The 21,148-nt window shown below is 59.4% G+C and carries 30 protein-coding genes; 13 read left to right on the forward strand and 17 right to left on the reverse strand.

Annotation, left to right across the window (positions count from 1 at the left end):
• Positions 1-45: 45 nt before the first annotated feature.
• The 7 genes from PYR65_RS14595 (at position 46) to PYR65_RS14625 (ending at position 5,115) form a co-directional block, all read left to right on the forward strand.
• A complete protein-coding gene (locus tag PYR65_RS14595) occupies positions 46-1,173 on the forward strand; it encodes an S-(hydroxymethyl)glutathione dehydrogenase/class III alcohol dehydrogenase (RefSeq protein ID WP_060638372.1) in 1,128 nt (375 codons plus the stop codon).
• Between the two features lie 122 nt (positions 1,174-1,295).
• Positions 1,296-1,883: a hypothetical protein gene (locus PYR65_RS14600; protein ID WP_276118516.1), complete on the forward strand. Its 588-nt coding sequence runs from the start codon at positions 1,296-1,298 to the stop codon at positions 1,881-1,883.
• Positions 1,884-1,918: 35 nt separating this feature from the next.
• Positions 1,919-2,404, forward strand: coding sequence for a YaiI/YqxD family protein (locus PYR65_RS14605; protein WP_276118517.1), 486 nt, complete (start codon positions 1,919-1,921; stop codon positions 2,402-2,404).
• Between the two features lie 19 nt (positions 2,405-2,423).
• Positions 2,424-3,071: a DUF1345 domain-containing protein gene (locus tag PYR65_RS14610; protein WP_276118518.1), complete on the forward strand. Its 648-nt coding sequence runs from the start codon at positions 2,424-2,426 to the stop codon at positions 3,069-3,071.
• Between the two features lie 73 nt (positions 3,072-3,144).
• The gene (fghA, locus tag PYR65_RS14615) at positions 3,145-3,978 is read left to right on the forward strand and encodes an S-formylglutathione hydrolase (RefSeq protein WP_276118519.1); all 834 of its coding nucleotides are present in this window, start codon (positions 3,145-3,147) and stop codon (positions 3,976-3,978) included.
• A gap of 61 nt (positions 3,979-4,039) precedes the next feature.
• Positions 4,040-4,741, forward strand: coding sequence for an FRG domain-containing protein (locus PYR65_RS14620; protein ID WP_276118520.1), 702 nt, complete (start codon positions 4,040-4,042; stop codon positions 4,739-4,741).
• Positions 4,741-5,115, forward strand: a complete 375-nt coding sequence (locus PYR65_RS14625; protein WP_276118521.1) for a pPIWI-associating nuclease domain-containing protein — start codon at positions 4,741-4,743, stop codon at positions 5,113-5,115. The genes PYR65_RS14620 and PYR65_RS14625 overlap by 1 nt, the downstream gene beginning before the upstream one ends.
• An 11-nt stretch (positions 5,116-5,126) precedes the next feature.
• On the opposite strand, the gene PYR65_RS14630 is transcribed toward PYR65_RS14625, so the two are convergent.
• Entirely contained in the window at positions 5,127-5,438 is a 312-nt protein-coding gene (locus tag PYR65_RS14630) for a DUF1883 domain-containing protein (RefSeq protein WP_276118522.1), read from the reverse strand.
• Between the two features lie 163 nt (positions 5,439-5,601).
• Here PYR65_RS14630 and crcB point away from each other — a divergent pair, with 163 nt between their 5' ends.
• From crcB to PYR65_RS14650, 4 genes are all read left to right on the forward strand, one after another.
• Positions 5,602-5,979, forward strand: a complete 378-nt coding sequence (crcB, locus tag PYR65_RS14635; RefSeq protein WP_276118523.1) for a fluoride efflux transporter CrcB — start codon at positions 5,602-5,604, stop codon at positions 5,977-5,979.
• A 125-nt stretch (positions 5,980-6,104) separates the two neighbouring features.
• Positions 6,105-7,097, forward strand: coding sequence for an RluA family pseudouridine synthase (locus PYR65_RS14640; RefSeq protein ID WP_276118524.1), 993 nt, complete (start codon positions 6,105-6,107; stop codon positions 7,095-7,097).
• On the forward strand, positions 7,097-7,762 hold the full coding sequence (locus PYR65_RS14645; protein ID WP_276118525.1) for an HAD-IA family hydrolase: 666 nt from the start codon (positions 7,097-7,099) through the stop codon (positions 7,760-7,762). The genes PYR65_RS14640 and PYR65_RS14645 overlap by 1 nt, the downstream gene beginning before the upstream one ends.
• Positions 7,755-8,540 (forward strand): ATP12 family chaperone protein, encoded by a 786-nt coding sequence (locus PYR65_RS14650; RefSeq protein ID WP_276118526.1) that lies wholly within the window; start codon positions 7,755-7,757, stop codon positions 8,538-8,540. The genes PYR65_RS14645 and PYR65_RS14650 overlap by 8 nt, the downstream gene beginning before the upstream one ends.
• A gap of 81 nt (positions 8,541-8,621) precedes the next feature.
• On the opposite strand, the gene sugE is transcribed toward PYR65_RS14650, so the two are convergent.
• Positions 8,622-8,936: a quaternary ammonium compound efflux SMR transporter SugE gene (gene sugE, locus PYR65_RS14655; RefSeq protein ID WP_060638383.1), complete on the reverse strand. Its 315-nt coding sequence runs from the start codon at positions 8,934-8,936 to the stop codon at positions 8,622-8,624.
• Positions 8,937-9,183: 247 nt separating this feature from the next.
• On the opposite strand from sugE, the gene PYR65_RS14660 reads away from it, so the two are divergent.
• Positions 9,184-9,561, forward strand: coding sequence for a VOC family protein (locus PYR65_RS14660; RefSeq protein ID WP_276121067.1), 378 nt, complete (start codon positions 9,184-9,186; stop codon positions 9,559-9,561).
• Between the two features lie 19 nt (positions 9,562-9,580).
• Here the strand turns inward: PYR65_RS14660 and PYR65_RS14665 are convergent, their stop codons facing one another.
• Positions 9,581-10,927, reverse strand: coding sequence for a replication-associated recombination protein A (locus PYR65_RS14665; protein ID WP_276118527.1), 1,347 nt, complete (start codon positions 10,925-10,927; stop codon positions 9,581-9,583).
• Between the two features lie 30 nt (positions 10,928-10,957).
• Positions 10,958-12,250: a DegQ family serine endoprotease gene (locus tag PYR65_RS14670; RefSeq protein ID WP_407951330.1), complete on the reverse strand. Its 1,293-nt coding sequence runs from the start codon at positions 12,248-12,250 to the stop codon at positions 10,958-10,960.
• A gap of 360 nt (positions 12,251-12,610) precedes the next feature.
• On the opposite strand from PYR65_RS14670, the gene PYR65_RS14675 reads away from it, so the two are divergent.
• On the forward strand, positions 12,611-12,928 hold the full coding sequence (locus PYR65_RS14675) for a hypothetical protein (protein ID WP_276118529.1): 318 nt from the start codon (positions 12,611-12,613) through the stop codon (positions 12,926-12,928).
• Between the two features lie 66 nt (positions 12,929-12,994).
• On the opposite strand, the gene rplQ is transcribed toward PYR65_RS14675, so the two are convergent.
• The 13 genes from rplQ to rpsN all read right to left on the reverse strand — a co-directional run bounded on the left by rplQ (position 12,995) and on the right by rpsN (position 21,129).
• Positions 12,995-13,420 (reverse strand): 50S ribosomal protein L17, encoded by a 426-nt coding sequence (gene rplQ / locus PYR65_RS14680; RefSeq protein ID WP_060638386.1) that lies wholly within the window; start codon positions 13,418-13,420, stop codon positions 12,995-12,997.
• Between the two features lie 119 nt (positions 13,421-13,539).
• Entirely contained in the window at positions 13,540-14,550 is a 1,011-nt protein-coding gene (locus PYR65_RS14685; protein WP_060638418.1) for a DNA-directed RNA polymerase subunit alpha, read from the reverse strand.
• A 100-nt stretch (positions 14,551-14,650) separates the two neighbouring features.
• Complete coding sequence (gene rpsK, locus PYR65_RS14690; RefSeq protein WP_018328263.1) at positions 14,651-15,040, reverse strand: 30S ribosomal protein S11; 390 nt, start codon at positions 15,038-15,040, stop codon at positions 14,651-14,653.
• 237 nt (positions 15,041-15,277) lie between these two features.
• Positions 15,278-15,646 (reverse strand): 30S ribosomal protein S13, encoded by a 369-nt coding sequence (gene rpsM / locus PYR65_RS14695; RefSeq protein ID WP_037100637.1) that lies wholly within the window; start codon positions 15,644-15,646, stop codon positions 15,278-15,280.
• Positions 15,647-15,873: 227 nt separating this feature from the next.
• The gene (locus PYR65_RS14700; protein ID WP_060638387.1) at positions 15,874-16,470 is read right to left on the reverse strand and encodes an adenylate kinase; all 597 of its coding nucleotides are present in this window, start codon (positions 16,468-16,470) and stop codon (positions 15,874-15,876) included.
• The gene (gene secY / locus PYR65_RS14705; protein ID WP_060638388.1) at positions 16,467-17,807 is read right to left on the reverse strand and encodes a preprotein translocase subunit SecY; all 1,341 of its coding nucleotides are present in this window, start codon (positions 17,805-17,807) and stop codon (positions 16,467-16,469) included. Before secY ends, PYR65_RS14700 begins: the two co-directional genes overlap by 4 nt.
• A gap of 239 nt (positions 17,808-18,046) precedes the next feature.
• Complete coding sequence (rplO, locus tag PYR65_RS14710) at positions 18,047-18,517, reverse strand: 50S ribosomal protein L15 (RefSeq protein ID WP_060638389.1); 471 nt, start codon at positions 18,515-18,517, stop codon at positions 18,047-18,049.
• A gap of 13 nt (positions 18,518-18,530) precedes the next feature.
• Positions 18,531-18,734 carry a 50S ribosomal protein L30 gene (gene rpmD, locus PYR65_RS14715; RefSeq protein ID WP_037100625.1) on the reverse strand — a complete coding sequence of 68 codons (204 nt, stop codon included), beginning with the start codon at positions 18,732-18,734 and terminating at the stop codon, positions 18,531-18,533.
• A gap of 13 nt (positions 18,735-18,747) precedes the next feature.
• Positions 18,748-19,317 carry a 30S ribosomal protein S5 gene (rpsE, locus tag PYR65_RS14720; protein WP_060505083.1) on the reverse strand — a complete coding sequence of 190 codons (570 nt, stop codon included), beginning with the start codon at positions 19,315-19,317 and terminating at the stop codon, positions 18,748-18,750.
• A 140-nt stretch (positions 19,318-19,457) separates the two neighbouring features.
• Positions 19,458-19,820 (reverse strand): 50S ribosomal protein L18, encoded by a 363-nt coding sequence (rplR, locus tag PYR65_RS14725; RefSeq protein WP_037100619.1) that lies wholly within the window; start codon positions 19,818-19,820, stop codon positions 19,458-19,460.
• A gap of 12 nt (positions 19,821-19,832) precedes the next feature.
• Entirely contained in the window at positions 19,833-20,369 is a 537-nt protein-coding gene (rplF, locus tag PYR65_RS14730) for a 50S ribosomal protein L6 (RefSeq protein WP_060638390.1), read from the reverse strand.
• A 43-nt stretch (positions 20,370-20,412) separates the two neighbouring features.
• A complete protein-coding gene (gene rpsH, locus PYR65_RS14735; protein WP_056335736.1) occupies positions 20,413-20,811 on the reverse strand; it encodes a 30S ribosomal protein S8 in 399 nt (132 codons plus the stop codon).
• 12 nt (positions 20,812-20,823) lie between these two features.
• Positions 20,824-21,129 (reverse strand): 30S ribosomal protein S14, encoded by a 306-nt coding sequence (gene rpsN, locus PYR65_RS14740; RefSeq protein WP_037100611.1) that lies wholly within the window; start codon positions 21,127-21,129, stop codon positions 20,824-20,826.
• Positions 21,130-21,148 lie beyond the last annotated feature (19 nt).

Below are 21,148 nucleotides of genomic sequence, written 5' to 3' on the forward strand. Positions count from 1 at the left end.
GCCACTCTGCAATTGTGCCGCAAATTCAGACGAGGGAGAACAACAATGGACGTACGCGCCGCCGTTGCCGTGCAGGCAGGCAAGCCACTCGAAATCATGACGGTCCAGCTCGACGGCCCGCGCGCCGGCGAAGTGCTGGTCGAGGTCAAGGCGACCGGCATCTGCCATACCGACGAATTCACGCTGTCGGGCGCCGACCCGGAAGGCCTGTTTCCGGCCATTCTTGGCCATGAGGGTGCCGGTATCGTCGTCGATGTCGGCCCGGGCGTCACCTCGCTGAAAAAAGGCGATCACGTCATTCCGCTCTACACGCCGGAATGCCGCGAATGTTATTCCTGCCTGTCGCGCAAGACCAACCTGTGCACCTCGATCCGCTCCACCCAGGGACAGGGCCTGATGCCGGATGGTACCAGCCGTTTTTCGATCGGCAAGGACAAGATCTTCCACTATATGGGCTGCTCGACCTTCGCCAATTTCACCGTTCTGCCAGAGATCGCGCTCGCCAAGGTCAACCCGGACGCGCCGTTCGACAAGATCTGCTATATCGGCTGCGGCGTGACCACCGGCATCGGCGCCGTCATCAACACGGCCAAGGTCGAGGTCGGCTCGACGGCGATCGTCTTCGGTCTCGGCGGCATTGGCCTCAACGTTCTGCAGGGCCTGCGCCTTGCCGGTGCCGACATGATCATCGGCGTCGATATCAACAACGACCGCAAGGCCTGGGGCGAGAAATTCGGCATGACGCATTTCGTCAATCCGAAGGAAGTCGGCGACGACATCGTTCCCTATCTCGTCAACCTGACCAAGCGTAATGGCGACACGATCGGCGGCGCCGACTACACGTTCGACTGCACCGGCAATACCAAGGTGATGCGCCAGGCGCTGGAAAGTTCGCATCGCGGCTGGGGCAAGTCGGTCATCATCGGCGTTGCAGGTGCGGGCCAGGAAATCTCCACGCGTCCGTTCCAGCTGGTCACCGGCCGCAACTGGATGGGCACCGCCTTTGGCGGCGCGCGCGGCCGCACCGATGTACCGAAGATCGTCGAATGGTACATGGAAGGCAAGATCCAGATCGACCCGATGATCACCCACACGATGCCGCTTCAGGATATCAACAAGGGTTTTGACCTGATGCATGCGGGCGAAAGCATCCGCAGCGTGGTGATCTACTAACAGCAAACAGCAACCACGATTTTTGGATCGTTTCGGTCACAAAATTGGGCGCCGCGTCTTTTGAAGGCGCGGCGTTTGGCTTTTCCAAGGTCTGTCCGTCCAGGAATTGTTTGCAGCGCCACATGGTTCTGGATTTCGAACTGCCGGACCGCTATGCGTTCGAAGACAAAAACCAGAGCTGGTTTCGCAGACGAAAGCGTGAGGGCAGAATGAACAGGCGCAGTTTTGGCATTGCCGGTCTCTTGCTGGCCGCCGCCGTTTCCATCCCTGCCCTTTCCAGACCGGCGCTCGCCGATCCCGTTGGGACCTATGACGTGACCGGCATCAATCCCGATGATGGCGGCGAATATCAGGGAACCGTCGCCGTCCGCCGCACCGGCGAAACCTATTCGGTGGAATGGACGATTGCAGGGATGAGCTCGACCGGTGTGGGCATCGGCGGCAGGCGGGGGAATGCGGCAACCACGGGTGTTGCCTCGGTGGATGACGATATGATCACCATCGGCTACGGTAACGGCAGCGGTTTTGGAATTTCGCAATATGATCTGCAGCCGGATGGTTCCTGGAAAGGGCATTGGGCATACGGAGATGGCGAGACGATTTCGACGGAAACCTGGGTTCCCACCGGTCGCTCCCGGTCGCTGGAACGGCCGAAGGCACCGGCCGGCGAGGCGATGAAGCCGATGAGCAGCCCGGCCGCCCGGCCATGACATGCCATGACAAGAATGAAGTGGTACGAGCAGCCATGCCAGATATAACCCAGCCAGACATCCTCCAGCCAGCCAGCACCATCTATGTCGATGCCGACGCCTGCCCGGTCAAGGCGGAGATCCTGAAGGTGGCCGAGCGCCATGGGTTGCCGGTGGTGCTGGTCGCCAATTCCGGCCTCAGGCCCTCGCGTGACCCGATGGTGCGCAATGTCATCGTATCCGCCGGTTTCGACGCCGCCGATGACTGGATCGCCGAGCGGGCACGCGACGGCGACATCGTGATCACCGCCGATGTGCCGCTCGCCGGGCGCTGCGTTGCCGCCGGGGCACAGGTGACGGGACCGACGGGCCGCATTTTCGACAAGGCCAATATCGGCATGGCGACGGCCATGCGGGATCTCGGCGCGCATTTGCGCGAGACCGGCGAAAGCAAGGGCTACAATGCCGCCTTCTCGCCGCGCGACCGCTCGGCCTTTCTCGAAACGCTCGACCGGCTTTGCCGCCGCGTCAAACAACGCTGATAAGAGATCGGGATCCCTCATGAGCATGCCGGAGACAAAAATCACGCATCGCCGCCACACGCCATTTTACGCCGGCGGCATCTGTGCTGCGGTGACATTTGCGGTCTGCCTGTTTGCGATACCCGCTTTGGCGGTCAATCTGGCTGCGGTGGTCTTCTTCCTCGTCTATCTCGTGATGATCGGCGCCCGTATGCACAGGCTGACCGGCGCCTATTTGAAACATCACGCGGCCCGTAACGACGAACCGGCCATCATCATCTTTGCGGTGACGCTGGCAACGGCGGCGCTCTCGCTCGTCTCGCTGTTCATGGCGCTCAATGCCGGCGCCAAGGAGACGGCGCTGGAACTCGTTCTGGCATTTTCGTCGGTGACGCTGGGCTGGCTGACGATCCATACGATGGCGGCGATGCACTATGCCCACAGTTACTGGAGCCTGCAGGCGGCGGAGAGCGACGAACGCGGCCTGGATTTTCCAAGCACCCAAGAACCCGGAGGCTACGATTTCCTTTATTTCGCCTTCGTCATCGGCATGACGGCGCAGACCTCGGATATCGCCATCACCACGACCGCCATGCGCAAGATCAATCTCCTGCATGCCGTCGTCTCGTTCTTCTTCAACACCGTGCTGGTGGCGGCCGCAGTCAATGCGGCGGTGTCGCTGGCCTAAAGCGCATCGCGCAAAACCGTGACGCAATGGGCGCAAACCGCGCCGGTGCGTTTCAGCTTCAAGGGAGCACAGCTTGAAAGTCCTTTCGCAAAACACCGCCTTTGGCGGCATGCAGGGCGTCTTTTCGCATGATTCACAATCCTGCGGGGTTGAGATGACCTTTGCGGTCTTCATTCCGCCCCAAGCGATCACCACGCCCTGCCCGGTCGCCTGGTATCTCTCCGGCCTGACCTGCACTCATGCCAATGTCATGGAAAAAGGCGAATACCGCCGGATGGCGGCAGAACTGGGCCTGATCATCGTCTGCCCCGACACCAGCCCGCGCGGCAGCGATGTGCCTGACGAACTGACCAACTGGCAGATGGGCAAGGGCGCTGGCTTCTACCTCGATGCGACGGAAGCGCCCTGGGCCGAAAACTACCAGATGTACACCTACATCACCGAGGAACTGCCGGCCTTCGTTGCCCAGCACTTCCGCATCGACATGGCCCGCCAGGGCATTTTCGGCCATTCGATGGGCGGCCATGGCGCCATGACCATCGCGCTGAAGAACCCTGGCCGGTTCAAGAGCTGCTCGGCCTTCGCGCCGATCGTCGAGCCATCGACAGCCGACTGGTCGATCGGCGCCTTCGAGAAATATCTTGGCGAGGACAAGGCGAACTGGCGTCAATACGATGCCTGTGCCCTGGTGAAGGATGGGGCGCGCTTCCCGGAATTCCTGATCGATCAGGGCAAGGCCGACACCTTCCTGGAAAATGGCCTGCGGCCATGGCTGTTCGAGGAGGCCATCAAAGACACCGGCATCGGGCTCACTTTGCGCCTGCACGAACGCTACGACCATTCCTACTATTTCATCTCGTCCTTCATGGACGACCACCTGAAATGGCATGCTGAACGTCTAGGTTGAATATAATATTGACAAACGCGGCTTCCGTATCGAATTTAAATCTCGAAACCGGAGCCGCGAAGTGTCTGAAAATCAAAAAGAGCGCCGCAAAAGACAGCAGGACGTCTGGCAAGATTTTCTGACATGGACAACGCAACATGCTGACTCCCGATGGGTGTATCGGGGACATCCGGATGTCAGTTATAAGCTCCAGCCAAGCATTGGCAGGAAAAGCAAATACCGGCTGATAGACGAAACTGCTTTGCTCGAGATATTTGCGCGCCGCGCAACAGAATTTTTAGGGCATCAGGAATTGAACCGCTGGGACTTGATTGCGCTGGCGCAGCATCACGGAATGCCGACACGATTGCTCGACTGGACATCCAACCCTCTGGTTGCCGCCTATTTCGCGACGACCTCTGCGCCGCTTGATCGGGATGCAACTGTTATAGCCACCCGGGTATCATCGGATCAGATCATCGATACCGGCTATCACAAAGAGCCGCTCGCAATTTCGCAGACGGGTTTCCTGCTTCCACGCTCCATTACCGTTCGGATCGTGTCTCAAAGCGGAATATTCAGCTGTCATCATCAGCCGGACAGTCCGTGGCTTCCCAGCGGTCAGATAAGCTTCGATATTCCACGGGATGTGCGCAGCTTCTTTCAAAGACGGCTGTTTTCCTTCGGAATTGACCATCAGCGAATTATGGGAGGCCTGGACGGATTATGTGCTAGATTGAGTTGGCAATATGCGGCTGGCGTAGGATTGGGTGCGGTCAGATAATGAACAGTTCGGCAAATAGGGTAACGCCAGATATATTTGAACTCAACAGGTTCGAAAACCCTGAGCGAAAGGCGGAAGTCATAAAGGCTGTCGGCCAGTATGATTTTGCGAGCGATCCCAATTGGAGCGAATTGGACGGCTTGTCAGAACGGACTGAATTTGACGGCTTGGAAGCGGTTCCGGAAGGCACTTTCGAGTCAGGCGACGGGAAATTTCAGGTCGTCGCAACAGTCTACGTGAAGCTCAATTATGGCGACGGCGCCGATTCTCTGTCATCCAGCGAGTCTTTTCCAGCATATGTTAACGGACATTTTGACCAGGAAACTGCGAAAATCGACTCAGTGGATGTCGATACGTCCTCTTTCTTTGAATAGACGAACCTGCCTTAAGAGGCCGACTGAAACCTTGGCCGTGCGGCGGGTTCCACGATGCGGATGCTGGATTCGCAGTGGCCGTGATGACCTTCCATATCGACCACCAGATGCCAGTGACTGGATTGCGGGATGGTGAGCCGGATCGGTGATTTGCGCGCCACGCCGCCGACGAACTGGTGTTTCAGCGTTTCGGTGTAAAGCTGGAAATTGTTCGGCGTCATCAGCCGGACATTGGCGACCGCCGACAGCGTAATCTCGACGGTCACGCCTGCGCGCTGCTGCTTGAGATCGTAGTGGGTGAAGCTGAACTTCTGTTTTGTCATTGCATGTCCGCTTGAAACAGCCTGGCCAGAGACGGGCATTTTAGAATTCGCGTGTTAAAAATTGGTTTTCCGGCGAACAGCCAGGGATACGGGCGCCGTTTCAACTGCACCAGAATGGGCGGCCATCTTTTCCGCGCCGCCGGTTTCGGCTAAGGCAGTGTTCATGACACATATCTTGCTCGTTGCCGCCGGTGGCGCCGTTGGTTCGGTTCTGCGTTATCTCGTCGGGCTGTGGACGCTGCGCAGCTTCGGCCCGGCATTTCCGTGGGGCACGCTGACGGTCAACATTACCGGATCCTTTCTGATCGGCGTCCTTGCCGAGGCGATCGCCCGCAAATTCGGCGCGTCCGCGGAGATGCGGGTGTTCCTGATCACCGGCATTCTCGGTGGCTACACGACCTTTTCCGCCTTCTCGCTTGACGCGATGACGCTTCTGGAACGCGGCGAACCGGTCACGGCCTTGATTTATGTGGCTTCCAGCGTGCTTCTTTCGGCTTTCGCGGTGTTTGCCGGGCTGGCCCTTATGCGCGCAATGGTCTAAAGGGACCTCTCAGAGCGCCATGCGTCCGATCGGGACCGGCCTGCTCTGTCATATCAGTTTGCGCACGGATTTCCGGTCGGCACCATTGCCGGGGCGCTATGGCAATTGGATGCAGGTAGAATAAAATGGCGGGTATTGAACACAAGCAGGTCCAATCCGACGAGGCGGGCATGCGGCTCGATCGCTGGTTCAAGGTCCATTATCCGGGCCTGGGCTTTGGTCCGCTGCAGAAACTGCTGCGCTCCGGCCAAGTGCGTGTCGATGGCGGCCGGGTCAAATCGGACATGCGCGTCCAGCCTGGTCAGGTCGTGCGCATTCCGCCGATGGAAGTGGCCCCGAAGACACGCACAGGCCCGATCGCCGGCCGCGACCTTCGTCATGCCTCCGACCACGAACTCCTGTCGCGCATGCTCCTGCATGAAGACGCCAAGGTGATCGTTCTCAACAAGCCGCCGGGGATCGCCGTTCAGGGCGGCTCGGGCATCAACCGCCATATCGACGACATGCTGGAAGCCTGGACGAGCCCCAGGGGCGAAAAGCCACGCCTGGTGCACCGGCTCGACCGCGACACATCCGGTGTTCTGGTCATTGCCCGCACCCGCGGTGCCGCCCAGAAGCTGACGGCTGCCTTTCGCGAGCGCGATACCAAGAAAACCTATTGGGCGCTGGTCAAGGGCGTGCCGCGCAAGCGGGAAGACAAGATCTCGACCTGGCTGGTCAAGGAACAGACGCCGGACGGCGACCGCATGCGCATCGCCAAGCATGGCGAGGACGGCGCCGATCATGCGGTTTCCTACTACCGCACCATCGAAACCGCAGGCCAGAACCTGACCTGGCTGGAGATGGAGCCCTATACCGGCCGCACCCACCAGCTGCGCGTCCATGCCGCCCATATCGGCCACCCGATCATCGGCGACCCGAAATATTTCGGCGCCGAGTTCAATTGGGCTTTTCCGGGCGGCGTGCAAAACAAGCTGCATCTGCATGCCCGGCGTATCGACGTGCCGCATCCCGATGGCGGGCGCCTGATCGTGACCGCGCCGATGCCGCAGCATATGGTGCAGAGCTGGAACCTGATCGGCTTCGACATGGCCAGTGCCGAGGAAGCCGACGACTGATGAAACTTGCTCTCTTCGATTGCGACGGAACCCTGGTTGATAGCGCCGGGCTCATCCACGAGGTCATGGCCCGCACCTTTGCGGATTTCGGCCTGGAATGTGTTTCGCTGGATGCCACCAAGAGCATTATCGGCCTGACGCTGGATATCGCCATTGCCCGGCTGATGCACCAGCCGCATGTCGATGATCGCGCCTTGGCGATGACCGCGCATTACAAGAAGATTTATGGCGGCGTGCGCGAGGAGATGAATTTTCGCGAACCGCTGTTTGACGGCATCGCGCCGTTGCTCGCCGACCTGATGCGCCGCGACAAACTGCTTCTGGGTGCCGTTACGGGAAAGTCGCGGCGTGGACTTGATCAGATCTGCGCAAGCCACGGTTATGAAAAGACTTTCTTCGTTTCACGCACGGCTGATGACTGCCCCTCCAAGCCGCATCCGGCCATGGTGACGGAATGCTGTAGCGAGGCCGGTATTGACGCGAAGGATACCGTCGTCATCGGTGATGCGATTTACGATATGCAGATGGCCAAGAGCGCCGGCGCATCCGCCATCGGCGTTGCCTGGGGCTATGCGAGTGTTCCCGAGCTAATCGAGGCCGGCGCCGATTTCATTGCCCGCACCCCGCATGACATTCTGGAATGGATGGAGACACATCATGCCTGATATCCGCGACGACTTGCATGGCGCCTTGAGCGACCCGGATCCCGTGCGCCGCGCGCAGATCCAGATGCACAAGCCGCTGCCGAAGCGTTTCTACAAAACCGTCAGCATCGGGCCTGCGGAAGATGGCGGCCATGCCATTCTTCTTGACGGGCGCCCGGTGAGGACGCCGGCCAAACGCCATCTGACGGTGCCGACGCCGGCTGCAGCCAGCCTGCTGGCTGCCGAATGGGATGCTCAGAAGGACGAGATCGACCCGGCGACCATGCCGATCACCCGGCTTGCCAATACGGCGATCGATGGTGTTTCAAAGGATATCCGCGCCGTCTTCGATGACATCCTCAACTTTGCCGGAACCGATCTTCTCTGTTACCGCGCCGGCGAACCCGAAGGTTTGGCCGCCCGCCAGTCCGAACAATGGGACCCGGTGATCACCTGGGCTGCGGAAGCGCTGGGCGCTCGGTTCATCCTGATCGAAGGCATCGTGCATCAGTTGCAGCCGCGTGCCGCCATCAACGGTGTTGCCGAGGCGTTGCGGGCCTATGCCACGCCGCTCGGTCTGGCCTGCCTGCACACGATCACCACGCTGACCGGCTCCGCCCTCCTCGCAATCGCCTTTGCCGAAAAACGGCTTTCGGCGCAGGAAGCCTGGGCACTCGCTCATATCGACGAGGATTGGCAGATCGAGCATTGGGGCACCGATGACGAAGCTTTCCAGCGGCGGGAAAACCGCTGGCGGGACATGCAGGCGGCAACATCGACGCTCGACGCGCTGCGCTGATTTCCACACCAAACGGCCTATACAGAAACACCCCCGTGCAGCGCCCTGCACGGGGGTGTTTTCAATTCAGCGTTTGAATTTTCAGGCGGTCAGTTTCAGCCCGGCAATGCCGGTGATGATCAGCGCGATGCAGCCGAGGCGCATCGCGGTCGCAGGCTCGGCAAACAGCACGATGCCCAGAATGACGGTGCCAACCGTGCCGATGCCGGTCCAGACGGCATAGGCCGTGCCGAGCGGCAAGGTGCGCACGGCGATGCCCAGCAGCACGATGCTGGCGACCATTGCGGTTCCGGTCAGAAGCGTCGGTACGAGCTTGGTGAAGCCTTCGGTATATTTCAGGCCGATGGCCCAGCCGATTTCGAGAATGCCTGCGAGGAAAAGGATAATCCAGGCCATAGTGTACTCCATCTTAAGGAGCGAGGCCGTCCTCGCGGATGTTCGGGTGTCGATCCGATCCCGTGCAGCCGTCTGCATAGGCACCTTATGCCATCCGGATTTGGCGGTGGCAAGAGCCCGGCGCGCATGGCAGCTATTCGCCGCACGGACATATGATCACGCGATAGAATTGCAGCTCTGTCGCGGTTTGCGCTTGTGCGGATGACGGCGAACAGGGAAGATGGAGGCGAAACAGGAGTCGTCCGCAATGTTTGACCATGTGTCGATTGGCGTCAAAGATCTCGACCGTTCGCTTCGCTTTTATGACGCCGTGCTGGCACCCCTTGGTTACGAGCGGCTGTCGAAGACGGACACCGTGCTTGGTTATGGATCCGACCGGATCAGCCTGTGGATTGCAAAAGTTCAAAGCCCCGTGCCGGCCGATAGAAACTCCGGCCTGCACTTCTGCTTTATCGCGCCCGATTCTGCCTCAGTCGATGCCTTCCATGCGGCAGGCATTTCCAACGGCGGCGAAGACAACGGGTTGCCGGGACTGCGGCCTGAATATAGCCAGTTCTATTACGCCGGGTTTATCATCGATCCCGACGGCTACCGGCTCGAGGCGTTTTTTAAGATACCGGAATAGCTGATCGTAGAGGCTCTAGCTATTTCTTGACCGGGCGCTCCCGCTTCAGGCGCTGCCAGAATTCCAGCCGCTTCAGCGTCTCGCGCTCGAAACCGCGTTCCTGAGGCTTGTAGAAGCGCGTGTCCTTGCTGCGCAGCTCTTCTGGAAAGAACTCCTGGCCGGAAAAGGCATCCGGATAATCGTGGTCGTATTTGTAACCCTCGTGATAACCGAGGTCCTTCATCAGCTTGGTCGGTGCATTGAGGATGCTTTTCGGCGGCGGGATGGAACCGGTCTCGCGCGCCATCTCAAGGGCTGCGTCGAAGGAGCGGTAGCTTGCGTTTGATTTCGGCGCCGTCGCTACATAAACGATGGCCTGCGCGATAAACAGCCGGCCCTCCGGCCAGCCGATGCGCTCAAACGCCGTCCAGGCGGCAATCACCTGCGGCATCGCGTTGGGATCGGCCATGCCGACATCCTCGCTGGCGGCGCAGGCAAGCCGCCGGAACAGCGTCGTCGGGTCCTCCCCCGCATCCACCATGCGTGCGCCCCAATAGAGCGCCGCATCGACATCGCTGCCCCGCAGGCTTTTGTGGAAACAGCTCAACAGATTGTAGTGGCCATCCTGCGCCTTGTCATAGACCGGCATGCGCTTCTGCAGCGCTTTGGACAGCCGTCCAATGTCGAGATCATCCTCTTCACCGAGCGACAGGACATCATCGGCCAGACCGACGAGATAGCGCCCGTCCCCGTCGGCCATGTTGATCAGCGCGGCGCGCGCGTCCTCCGTCAGCGGCAGGCGCTTGCCAACGAAATTCTCCACCCGCGCCAACAGCAGCTCGGAAGAGGCGGCATCGAAGGGATTGAGAGTGAACACCTTCAGCCGTGACAGCAAGGCCGCCACCAGGCTGAAGCTCGGGTTCTCCGTCGTCGCGCCGATCAGGATGACCGTGCCGTTTTCCACATGCGGCAGAAGGGCATCCTGGGTGCTGCGATTGAAGCGATGCAGCTCGTCAACGAAGAGGATGGTCTGGCGGCCGATGGTGCGGTTGTTTTTTGCCGTGTCGAAAACCTTGCGCAGATCGGCAATGCCGGACATGACGGCCGACAGCTGGACGAACTCCATCTTGGCGGATGTGGCGACCAGGCGCGCGATCGTCGTCTTGCCGACGCCGGGCGGGCCCCAGAGGATGAACGAGCCGACAGTGCCCCCCGCCAGCATGCGCGCAATCGGCCCGTTTTCCGCGAGAAGATGATCCTGGCCAATCACCTCCGCCAGGGTTTCGGGACGAAGAGCGTCGGCAAGCGGCCGGTGGGTAGCCTCATCGAACAATGTCACGGGCACGTCCTCCACCCGAAACAGCCGGTCGTGGCCGTTTCGGGTCATTTTGGTTCCTGGGTTCGCCCGGCAAAACGATTACCGGAAGAACTGGCGGATGCGCTGGCCGTCGCGCTCGATTTCGACGCGCCACAGCGACGGGTCTTCCTTGGCAATGGTTTCCAGCGTGGTGGATTTATCGACCGGCGTGCCATTGACGGCGACGATGATGTCCTTCGGCCGGAAGCCGACGCGGGCAGCGGGCGATCCGCGGTTGATCTGCGTGATCACAACACCCTGCGACGCCGCCGGCATCCGCAGCTCGTCGGCGAGACGCGGCGACAGATTGCCGACCACAGCGCCCGAGAAGGGATTGCGGCCCTCGATCAGGCGTTCGTCGCGCGGCGATGTCTCCGGCGCTTCGGCAAGCGCCAGCTCGATATCGCGCTCCTTGCCGTTTTCGCTGATGGTGACGCGGGCAATATGGCCGATGCCGACGGTGGTGAGGCGGTAACCCAGCGCATCGGGATGCTCGACGGCAATGCCATTGACGGCGATGATGACCTGGCCGGGCTTGATGCCGGCCTTTTCCGCTGGTCCGCCCTCGATGACGGAACTCACCAGCGCGCCGCGTGCCCGGTCAAGTCCCAGCGCATCGGCGACTTCCGATGTCACCGGCTCGAAGCTGGCACCGATGAACGGCCGGGTAAAGCTGCCATTGCCGCCTTCAGCCGACGCGACGAAGACCTTGACCAGATTGGCCGGAATGGCAAAGCCCACACCGTTGGAACCGCCGCCGCGCGAAAAGATCGCTGTGTTGATGCCGATCAGCTGGCCGTTCATATCGATAAGGCCGCCGCCGGAATTGCCGGGATTGATCGCTGCGTCCGTCTGGATGAAGAAGCCGAAATCGCCTGACAGCACCTGGTTGCGGGCGAGCGCCGACACGATACCGCTGGTGACGGTCTGGCCGACACCGAAGGGATTGCCGATCGCCAGGACGAGGTCGCCGACTTCCACCGCATCGGAATCCCCCAGCGGCACGGTCTCGAACGGACCATCCGACTTGACCTTCAGAACCGCCAGATCAAGCCGCTCGTCCTTCAGCATCACGCTGGTCTCGAATTCGCGGCCATCGGCCAGCGCGATCTTGATGTTATCGGCATCGGTAATGACGTGATAATTGGTGACGACGATGCCGTTTTTCCCGACGATCACGCCGGAACCGAGCGAAGACTGCTTTTCCGACCGGTTGGGCATGCGCTGGCCGAAGAACTGTTCAAAGAACGGATCATCGGCGAACGGCGAGCGGCTCTGGACGGTCTTTTCCGCATAGACGTTCACGACGGCATTGGCCGTCTGCTTGACCAGCGGCGAAAAGGACAGCTGCATTTCCGTCTTGCTTTGCGGAACGGCTTTTTGCGTATCAGCCTGCTGCGCCTGCGCGGAAGAAACCAAGGATACCTCAGAACCGCCGGGCTCCCCCGGTTTTCCTGTAAAGACCAGACCTGCAGCCAGAGCGCCGACAGCACTTAAGGCAACGAACGAATAGAGAAAACGCGGCATGTAAAACAGTCCCATCAAATCAAATCTCGCGGACACAGAGATAGGACGCCGGCTGCCAAAAAGCAAAGGCGGCGGCTGTTAGAAAGGCCGAAGCCTGAACTTGAAACGACAGCCGATCCGAATTGCCACAACGCCCTCAACCTGATACAACTTATTCGCGAATAAAAACTCGAATGGGGGTAGTTTATGCGAGAATTCGTTGCCAAATCCCCCGGCTTCCGGGCGTTCACCAGAGCCATGATTCATGACCCGCTTATCTTCCGCTCTCACGATGACATCATCGACTTCGGGATCGGTCACGTTCTCCACCAGTTCGCGGACACGGCTGACGATCTCGACAATTTTCTGGACTACTGGCTGAACGCGAATGCGACAGACCAGCAACTGGAAGATCTCTGGGCCGCGTCGAACGCGGACTTTTTTCTGATCGGGGAAGCCGTTCGACCCTTTCTCGCCCGTGTCCTGGAGATGCTGCGGGAACAGCGGGGCAAGCCTTCGCCATAACGCCGCACAGCAAAAGGCCGGGCGCTTGCGCACCCGGCCTTTTTCAAATCTCAGTCTGCAAACCGATTAAGCGGCGTCTGCAGCTTCTGCTTCGGCAGCAACGCGTGCGATGTCCTTGGCGCCCTTGGCCGAGGTGTCGCGATCGACGAATTCAATGACGGCCAGAGCCGCATTGTCGCCGTGACGGTAACCAGCCTTCATGATGCGCAGGTAGCCGCCATTGCGGGTTGCGTAACGTGTTGCGATGGCATCGAACAGCTTGCCGACGACAGCAACGTCGCGGATCTGCGAGATGGCCTGGCGGCGGGCATGAAGGTCACCCTTCTTGCCGAGCGTGACGAGCTTCTCGACGATCGGACGGATTTCCTTTGCCTTCGGCAAGGTCGTGATGATCTGCTCATGTTCGATGAGCGAAGCAGCCATATTGGCAAACATTGCCTTACGGTGGCTTGCAGTTCTATTCAGCTTGCGGCCGGCTACACCATGGCGCATTGCTATTCTCCTTTAATTGCAGGTTCCCTTTTTCGTATGGGCCTGCCGTTTCCTGGCACATGCAGACATCTGCCTGCTGTTTGACGGGGAAAGGCAGTCAAAACCTGCCTTTTTTATTGTTAATACTGGTCTTCGTAACGCTTGGCGAGATCTTCGATGTTCTCGGGCGGCCATGCCGGTACTTCCATACCGAGGTGCAGGCCCATGGAAGCGAGAACTTCCTTGATTTCGTTCAGCGACTTGCGGCCAAAGTTCGGAGTGCGAAGCATTTCGGCTTCGGTCTTCTGAATAAGGTCGCCGATATAGACGATGTTGTCGTTCTTCAGGCAGTTGGCCGAACGGACCGAAAGTTCCAGTTCGTCGACCTTCTTGAGCAATGCCGGGTTGAACGCCAGTTCTGTCACGGCTTCTTCTTCGGCTTCCTTCTGCGGTTCGTCGAAGTTGACGAAAACGCCGAGCTGGTCCTGAAGGATGCGGGCCGCGAAAGCGACTGCATCTTCACCGGTGACGGAACCATCGGTCTCGATCTGCATCGACAGCTTGTCGTAGTCGAGAACCTGGCCTTCACGGGTGTTTTCCACCTTGTAGGACACTTTCTTAACCGGCGAATACAGGCTGTCGACCGGGATGAGGCCGATCGGTGCATCTTCCGAACGGTTGCGGTCTGCAGGCACGTAGCCCTTGCCGTTGTTGACGGTGAACTCCATGCGGATCTCGGCGCCCTCGTCGAGGGTGCAGATCACATGGTTCGGGTTGAGGATTTCAATATCACCAACCGTCTGGATGTCACCGGCGGTAACAACGCCCGGACCCTGCTTGCGCACAACCATGCGCTTTGCGTCGTCGCCATCCATCTTGATGGCGATTTCCTTGATGTTGAGCACGATGTCCGTCACGTCTTCCCGGACACCCGGGATCGAGGAGAACTCGTGCAGGACGCCGTCGATCTGCACTGCGGTCACCGCAGCGCCGCGAAGCGACGACAGAAGAACGCGGCGAAGCGCGTTGCCGAGCGTCAGGCCAAAGCCACGCTCGAGCGGCTCGGCAACAAGGCTTACCTTGGTGCGGCCGGTCGAGGAGAACTCAACCTTGTTCGGCTTGATCAGTTCCTGCCAGTTTTTCTGAATCATATGTTTTGCCTTCCGTTCGTTGCCACCATCCAATCGTGGCAACCGAGCCTTGAAGCGCCGGGAGAGATTTCCCCCTCACCGGCTGGATGAATGCGTAGACTTAAACGCGGCGCTTCTTGCGCGGGCGGCAACCATTGTGCGGGATCGGCGTGACGTCACGGATCGAGGTGATCATGAAGCCAGCAGCCTGAAGTGCACGCAGAGCCGATTCACGGCCGGAACCCGGACCACAAACTTCGACCTCAAGGGTCTTCATGCCGTGTTCCTGGGCCTTCTTGGCCGCATCTTCAGCAGCCATCTGGGCTGCGAACGGGGTCGACTTACGCGAACCCTTGAAGCCCTTCGAACCAGCCGAAGACCAGGCAATCGCGTTGCCCTGTGCGTCGGTGATGGTGATCATCGTGTTGTTGAACGACGAATTGACGTGGGCAACGCCCGTAGAAATGTTTTTCCGCTCGCGACGGCGAACGCGTGTGGCTTCCTTGGCCATGGTATACCTTTCGTTGATCTCTGCACCGCCGTAGTACCAGCGGCTCCACCGGGCGGAGGAGAACCCCTGCCCTGAATTTTCAAGTCATGCGCGACCGGAAAAACCCGGTCTGCGCGGCGATATCGTCACTGCCGTAATGCCAGCAGCTCCACCGGAGGGACGCTTGGAGCGCCCTTCCGAAACCACAAAAGAGGCCGGCGCCGAGCGCCAGCCTCTGCATTTCCCATTTCAGGGAAATTACTTCTTCTTGCCTGCAATCGCCTTTGCCGGGCCCTTGCGGGTGCGGGCATTGGTGTGCGTGCGCTGACCGCGAACAGGCAGCGAACGGCGATGACGCAGACCGCGGTAGCAGCCCAGGTCCATCAGACGCTTGATGTTCATCGAGGTCTCGCGACGCAGGTCGCCTTCAACCTGATAATCGCGGTCGATCGTTTCGCGGATCTGAAGAACTTCAGCATCCGTCAGTTGGTGCACACGACGTTCAGCCGGGATACCGACCTTTTCGACGATTTCCTGTGCGAATTTCGCTCCGATCCCGTGAATGTAACGAAGCGCGATTACTACGCGCTTGCTCGTCGGGATGTTGACGCCAGCGATACGTGCCACGCCTGTTCTCCTTGCTTCCAGTTGCCATCCGGCAATAGGTGCTTCGTTATGCAGCCCCTTGAAGAGGCCGGCTGTGAAAGTTCTGTTCGGAACACGTCAAAAGAATCGCGCCCGGACTTCGTCTTGAAATCCGCGCCGATCCCTAGCATGCTGCGAGTTAGCGCGGTCTTTGAAGGAATCGACCGCAAAAGTCAACTCCCCGGCAGTCCTTTTTCAAGAACTACCTTTTAGGCGTCGGCGGAAGCCGATGCCAGAATTGCATTGATCTGAGAGGTGACGGTCTCGACCGGCGCCATTCCATCAACTGTCTTCAACTCGCCCGTGACAGCATAGTGCTGCGACAAAGGCGCCGTCTTCTCGCGATATTCGACAAGACGCTTCTTGAATGCTTCCGGATTATCGTCGGAGCGAACATTGCCGCCTGCGGCAATGGTTTCTGCTACGCGATTCTCGATGCGCCGTACAAGCGCATCTTCATCCACCTTCAATTCGATGACCGAATCGAGACGCAGCCCCTTGCCTGCGAGCATCTTGCCCAGCGCAACAGCCTGCGGAACGGTGCGCGGATAGCCATCCAGGATGAACCCATTCGCACAGTCGGCCGAATCGATCCGGTCGGAGACGATCTCGTTGACGATCTCGTCGGAGACCAGCTGTCCGGCATCCATGACAGCCTTGGCACGCTTGCCAACATCCGTCTGCGCCTGAACGGCGGCCCGCAGCATATCGCCTGTGGAAAGCTGCGGAATACCGTATTTTTCCGTCAGAAGCTTCGCCTGTGTTCCCTTGCCTGCTCCCGGCGGTCCCAAGAATATGAGTCTCATCGGCCCCTCTTTCCTCCACGCAGCTTTGATTTCTTGATCAGCCCCTCATACTGCTGGGCAATCAGGTGACCCTGCACCTGTGCTACAGTATCAAGGGTAACGCTGACAACAATCAAAAGCGACGTACCACCAAGGTAGAACGGCACGCCGGTCTGCGCGATTACGACTTCGGGCAGAATGCAGACGAACATCAGGTAGATCGCGCCAAGCACGGTGATGCGCGTGAGCACGTAATCGATATATTCCGCAGTGCGTTCGCCCGGCCGGATGCCGAGGATGAAGCCGCCATGCTTCTTCAGATTGTCGGCCGTGTCCTTCGGATTGAAAACGATGGCCGTGTAGAAGAAGGCAAAGAACGCGATCATGCCGCCATAGAGCACCATGTAGAGCGGTTTGCCGTGGCCAAGGGCTGCAACGATGGTCGTTGCCCAGCTCGGCAGCGCCGTGCTGTTGGCAAAGCCTGCAAGCGTTGCCGGCAGAAGCAGCAGCGAGGATGCAAAGATCGCGGGGATGACGCCGGCTGTGTTGAGCTTAAGCGGCAGATGCGAGGTGTCGCCCTGGAACATCTTATTGCCGACTTGCCGCTTTGGATACTGGATCAGCAACCGGCGCTGCGCGCGCTCGACGAAGACGATCAGCGCGATCACGGCAACGACCATGACGATGATGGCAAGAATCAGCGGCGTCGACAGGGCGCCGGTGCGTCCCAGTTCAAGCGTGCCGGCCAAAGCTGTGGGCAGATGCGCGACGATACCGGCAAAGATGATCAGCGAGATACCGTTGCCGATGCCGCGCGAGGTGATCTGCTCGCCGAGCCACATCAGGAACATTGTGCCGCCGAGCAGCGAAATCACGGTGGAAATACGGAAGAACCAGCCGGCATCGACGACCAGGCCGTTGCCGCTCTCAAGACCGACCGCAATGCCGTAGGCCTGCAGCGTGCCGAGCAGCACCGTGCCGTAGCGGGTGTACTGGTTGATGACCTTGCGGCCCTGCTCGCCTTCCTTCTTCAGCTGCTCCAGCGACGGAACCACGGAGGTCATCAGCTGAACGATGATGGAGGCGGAAATATAAGGCATGATGCCGAGGGCGAAGATCGCCATGCGCTCGACGGCGCCGCCCGAAAACATGTTAAAAAGGCCGAGAATGCCGCCGCTCTGGCCGGCAAAAGCCTGTGCAAAAGCTTCCGGGTTCAAGCCTGGCAGCGGAATATAGGTGCCAAGGCGATAGACGAGAAGCGCGCCAAGGGTGAACCAGAGGCGGCGTTTCAGATCTTCGGCTTTTGCGAAAGTCGCAAAATTCAGGTTGGAGGCGAGCTGTTCCGCTGCAGAAGCCATGCAATTCTCCGCGTAGCCAGTTCGAACCCGCGGGGAAAACCCGGTCAGATCCGGAAAAGCTATCTTCTTTTTATGAAAACCGGTTTGGAAACGACTGCAACTGCAATCACGTGCCTCACCGTGGTTCCCGATCAATATTCTGCTGCGCCGGACGAATCCGGCCGTGCAATCCGTGAGGCTCTCATATGGGAGCAAAACCGCCCGGTGTGAAGCACCCCGGGCGGTTCATCAGCAACTAATTATTCAGCAGCGCCCGAAAGCAGCTTGATCGAACCGCCAGCCTTTTCGATCTTTTCGATCGCAGGCTTGGAAGCGCCGGCAACTTCGATCGTTACCTTTGCCGTCAGTTCACCGTCGGCGAGAACGCGGACGCCATCCTTGGCGCGGCGGATCACGCCGGCAGCTGTCAGAGCAGCAGCATCGATGGCCTTGGAAACATCAAGCTTCTTGGCGTCGATGGCAGTCTGGATGCGACCGAGCGACACGACAACAAAATCCGAACGGAAGATGTTGTTGAAGCCGCGCTTTGGCAGACGGCGGTAGATTGGCATCTGGCCGCCTTCGAAGCCATTGATGGCGACGCCGGAACGGGCCTTCTGACCCTTGACACCGCGGCCGGCAGTCTTGCCGGATCCGGAACCGATACCACGGCCGAGACGCTTGCGGTTCTTGGTCGAACCTTCGTTGTCTTTGATTTCATTCAGTTTCATGATGGTATCCCCCTCACTTCTCGTCGACGACGCGAACGAGGTGCTGGACGGCCCGGATCATGCCGCGAACGGAAGGAGTGTCTTCCAGAACGCTGACCCGGTGCATCTTGTTGAGACCGAGACCGATCAGCGTTGCACGCTGTACGGCTGGGCGGCGAATGGGGCTGCCGATCTGTTCGACCGCAACCGTCTTCTTTGCAACTTCTTTCTTAGCCATTGTTCAGGCTCCCTTATTCTTCGGAAGCAACGCCGGCGGATACGCGGCGGCTCTGCAGAGTGGCATATTTCATGCCGCGCTGAGCTGCGATATCCTTCGGGTGCATCTGGCTCTTCAGGGCGTCGAACGTGGCGCGAATCATGTTGTACGGGTTGGAAGAACCAGTCGACTTCGCAACAACGTCGTGCATGCCGAGCGTTTCGAAAACGGCGCGCATCGGGCCACCGGCGATGATACCGGTACCGGCCTTGGCGGCACGCAGCAGAACCTTGCCTGCGCCGTGACGGCCATGAACGTCGTGATGAAGCGTGCGGCCCGAGCGCAGCGGAACGAAGATCAGTTCGCGCTTGGCAGCTTCGGTGGCCTTGCGGATGGCTTCCGGCACTTCACGTGCCTTGCCATGGCCGAAGCCAACGCGGCCCTTCTGGTCGCCGACGACGACGAGCGCAGCAAAGCCGAAACGGCGGCCGCCCTTGACGACTTTTGCGACGCGGTTGATTGCTACGAGCTTGTCAACGAATTCGCTGTCGCGCTCCTCGCGGTTCTGGCGATCGTCGCGAGAACCTCTTTTTTCTTGTGCCATTGTCCTTTTCCTTTTTCTTTTCCGGGTGCAATCGGCAGATTGACAAAAAGTCGCCCCGCCCCTTCGAGGGAGCGGAAGCGACGCGCTTTATAAAAAGCGGTTCGATGATCCGCCCAGGCAAGCCCAGGCGGATATCATCTTTAGAAGTTCAGGCCACCCTCGCGGGCTGCCTCGGCGAGCGCCTTGACGCGGCCGTGATAGATGAAGGCGCCACGGTCAAAGACAACGTCCTTGACACCAGCCTTCGAGGCGCGCTCTGCGAGGAGCTTGCCAACGGCAGCAGCTGCTGCCGTGTCAGCACCCGTCTTGAGAGACGGACGCAGATCCGTGTCGAGTGTCGAGGCAGACGCAACGGTCTTGCCAGCAACATCATCGATAACCTGTGCGTAGATGTTCTTCGACGAGCGATGAACGGACAGGCGCAGACGGCCATTGGCCACTGCCTTGACTTGACGGCGCACGCGGCTGGCGCGGCGCACAAGTGTATCTTTCCTTGTAGCCATTTCGCGTGATCCTTACTTCTTCTTGCCTTCTTTGCGGACAATCCGCTCGCCAGCATACTTGACGCCCTTGCCCTTGTAGGGCTCGGGGCCACGGTATTCGCGGATTTCCGCCGCGACCTGGCCGACCTGCTGCTTGTTGATGCCGGTGACGACGATTTCCGTCGGCTTGGGCACAGCAATCGAGATGCCTTCCGGAGTCTGATAGACCACGTCGTGGCTGAAACCGAGTGCCAGCTGCAGGTTCTTGCCCTGAAGCGACGCGCGGTAACCGACGCCGTTGATTTCGAGCTTGCGCTCGTAACCGTCCTTGACGCCCTTGAAGATGTTTTCGATCATCGTGCGGGACATGCCCCACTTGGACCGTGCATCCTTGGACTGGTCAACCGGGGTCACCGACACCGCGTTGTTGTCTTCCAGCTTTACGACGACTTCGTCGTTAGCAACGAAGAAGAGTTCGCCTTTCGGGCCCTTTGCAGTCACTGTCTGGCCATTAACCGTGGCCGTGACACCTGCAGGAACCGGAACGGGCTTTTTACCGATACGAGACATATTTCAAACCTGTCTGTCCGTTATGGAGATCACTGCAACCGTATTAGAATACGGAGCAGAGAACCTCGCCACCAACGTTCTGTTCGCGTGCCTGATGATCGGCCATCACACCCTTCGGAGTCGAAAGGATAGTGATACCGAGACCGTTCGCGACCTGCGGAATGGACTTGACCGAGACATAAACCCGGCGGCCCGGCTTGGATACGCGGCCGATCTCACGGATCACCGACGCACCTTCATAGTATTTCAGTTCGATGTTGATCTCGGCCTTGCCGTTACCAAATTCGGTTTCCGAATACCCGCGGATGTAGCCTTCAGCCTGAAGGACATCCAGAACGCGTGCGCGCAGCTTGGAAGCCGGCGTGGAAACGCTCGACTTGCGGCGGGCAGCACCGTTGCGGATACGTGTGAGCATATCGCCCAGCGGATCAGTCATTGCCATGTACCCGTCTCCTTACCAGCTCGACTTAACAATGCCCGGCACCTTGCCGAAATTGCCAAGTTCACGAAGCGCAATACGCGACATCTTGAGTTTGCGATAATATGCGCGCGGACGACCTGTCACTTCGCAACGGTTGCGAACGCGGGTCTTGGAGCCGTCACGCGGGAGGCTGGCCAGCTTCAGAGTAGCCTTGAAACGCTCTTCGATCGGAAGAGACTGGTTCATGATGGTGGCCTTCAGGGCTGCGCGCTTGGACGCATCCTGGGCAACCGACTTACGGCGGCGATTGTTCTTTTCAATTGCGCTCGTCTTCGCCATTCAACTTAATCCTTCTGCT

This window comes from Pararhizobium qamdonense (assembly GCF_029277445.1).
In the GTDB taxonomy this organism is placed as follows: domain Bacteria; phylum Pseudomonadota; class Alphaproteobacteria; order Rhizobiales; family Rhizobiaceae; genus Pararhizobium; species Pararhizobium qamdonense.

Excerpts from the sequence above, each read along its gene's own strand:
- PYR65_RS14595 (WP_060638372.1), top strand. The coding sequence starts at position 46 with ATGGACGTACGCGCCGCCGTTGCCGTGCAGGCAGGCAAGCCACTCGAA.
- PYR65_RS14600 (WP_276118516.1), top strand. The coding sequence starts at position 1,296 with ATGGTTCTGGATTTCGAACTGCCGGACCGCTATGCGTTCGAAGACAAA.
- PYR65_RS14605 (WP_276118517.1), top strand. The coding sequence starts at position 1,919 with ATGCCAGATATAACCCAGCCAGACATCCTCCAGCCAGCCAGCACCATC.
- PYR65_RS14610 (WP_276118518.1), top strand. The coding sequence starts at position 2,424 with ATGAGCATGCCGGAGACAAAAATCACGCATCGCCGCCACACGCCATTT.
- PYR65_RS14625 (WP_276118521.1), top strand. The coding sequence starts at position 4,741 with ATGAACAGTTCGGCAAATAGGGTAACGCCAGATATATTTGAACTCAAC.
- PYR65_RS14630 (WP_276118522.1), bottom strand. The coding sequence starts at position 5,438 with ATGACAAAACAGAAGTTCAGCTTCACCCACTACGATCTCAAGCAGCAG.
- crcB (WP_276118523.1), top strand. The coding sequence starts at position 5,602 with ATGACACATATCTTGCTCGTTGCCGCCGGTGGCGCCGTTGGTTCGGTT.
- PYR65_RS14640 (WP_276118524.1), top strand. The coding sequence starts at position 6,105 with ATGGCGGGTATTGAACACAAGCAGGTCCAATCCGACGAGGCGGGCATG.
- PYR65_RS14645 (WP_276118525.1), top strand. The coding sequence starts at position 7,097 with ATGAAACTTGCTCTCTTCGATTGCGACGGAACCCTGGTTGATAGCGCC.
- PYR65_RS14650 (WP_276118526.1), top strand. The coding sequence starts at position 7,755 with ATGCCTGATATCCGCGACGACTTGCATGGCGCCTTGAGCGACCCGGAT.
- sugE (WP_060638383.1), bottom strand. The coding sequence starts at position 8,936 with ATGGCCTGGATTATCCTTTTCCTCGCAGGCATTCTCGAAATCGGCTGG.
- PYR65_RS14660 (WP_276121067.1), top strand. The coding sequence starts at position 9,184 with ATGTTTGACCATGTGTCGATTGGCGTCAAAGATCTCGACCGTTCGCTT.
- PYR65_RS14665 (WP_276118527.1), bottom strand. The coding sequence starts at position 10,927 with ATGACCCGAAACGGCCACGACCGGCTGTTTCGGGTGGAGGACGTGCCC.
- PYR65_RS14670 (WP_407951330.1), bottom strand. The coding sequence starts at position 12,250 with ATGCAGCTGTCCTTTTCGCCGCTGGTCAAGCAGACGGCCAATGCCGTC.
- PYR65_RS14675 (WP_276118529.1), top strand. The coding sequence starts at position 12,611 with ATGCGAGAATTCGTTGCCAAATCCCCCGGCTTCCGGGCGTTCACCAGA.
- rplQ (WP_060638386.1), bottom strand. The coding sequence starts at position 13,420 with ATGCGCCATGGTGTAGCCGGCCGCAAGCTGAATAGAACTGCAAGCCAC.
- PYR65_RS14685 (WP_060638418.1), bottom strand. The coding sequence starts at position 14,550 with ATGATTCAGAAAAACTGGCAGGAACTGATCAAGCCGAACAAGGTTGAG.
- rpsK (WP_018328263.1), bottom strand. The coding sequence starts at position 15,040 with ATGGCCAAGGAAGCCACACGCGTTCGCCGTCGCGAGCGGAAAAACATT.
- PYR65_RS14700 (WP_060638387.1), bottom strand. The coding sequence starts at position 16,470 with ATGAGACTCATATTCTTGGGACCGCCGGGAGCAGGCAAGGGAACACAG.
- secY (WP_060638388.1), bottom strand. The coding sequence starts at position 17,807 with ATGGCTTCTGCAGCGGAACAGCTCGCCTCCAACCTGAATTTTGCGACT.
- rplO (WP_060638389.1), bottom strand. The coding sequence starts at position 18,517 with ATGAAACTGAATGAAATCAAAGACAACGAAGGTTCGACCAAGAACCGC.
- rpmD (WP_037100625.1), bottom strand. The coding sequence starts at position 18,734 with ATGGCTAAGAAAGAAGTTGCAAAGAAGACGGTTGCGGTCGAACAGATC.
- rpsE (WP_060505083.1), bottom strand. The coding sequence starts at position 19,317 with ATGGCACAAGAAAAAAGAGGTTCTCGCGACGATCGCCAGAACCGCGAG.
- rplR (WP_037100619.1), bottom strand. The coding sequence starts at position 19,820 with ATGGCTACAAGGAAAGATACACTTGTGCGCCGCGCCAGCCGCGTGCGC.
- rplF (WP_060638390.1), bottom strand. The coding sequence starts at position 20,369 with ATGTCTCGTATCGGTAAAAAGCCCGTTCCGGTTCCTGCAGGTGTCACG.
- rpsH (WP_056335736.1), bottom strand. The coding sequence starts at position 20,811 with ATGGCAATGACTGATCCGCTGGGCGATATGCTCACACGTATCCGCAAC.
- rpsN (WP_037100611.1), bottom strand. The coding sequence starts at position 21,129 with ATGGCGAAGACGAGCGCAATTGAAAAGAACAATCGCCGCCGTAAGTCG.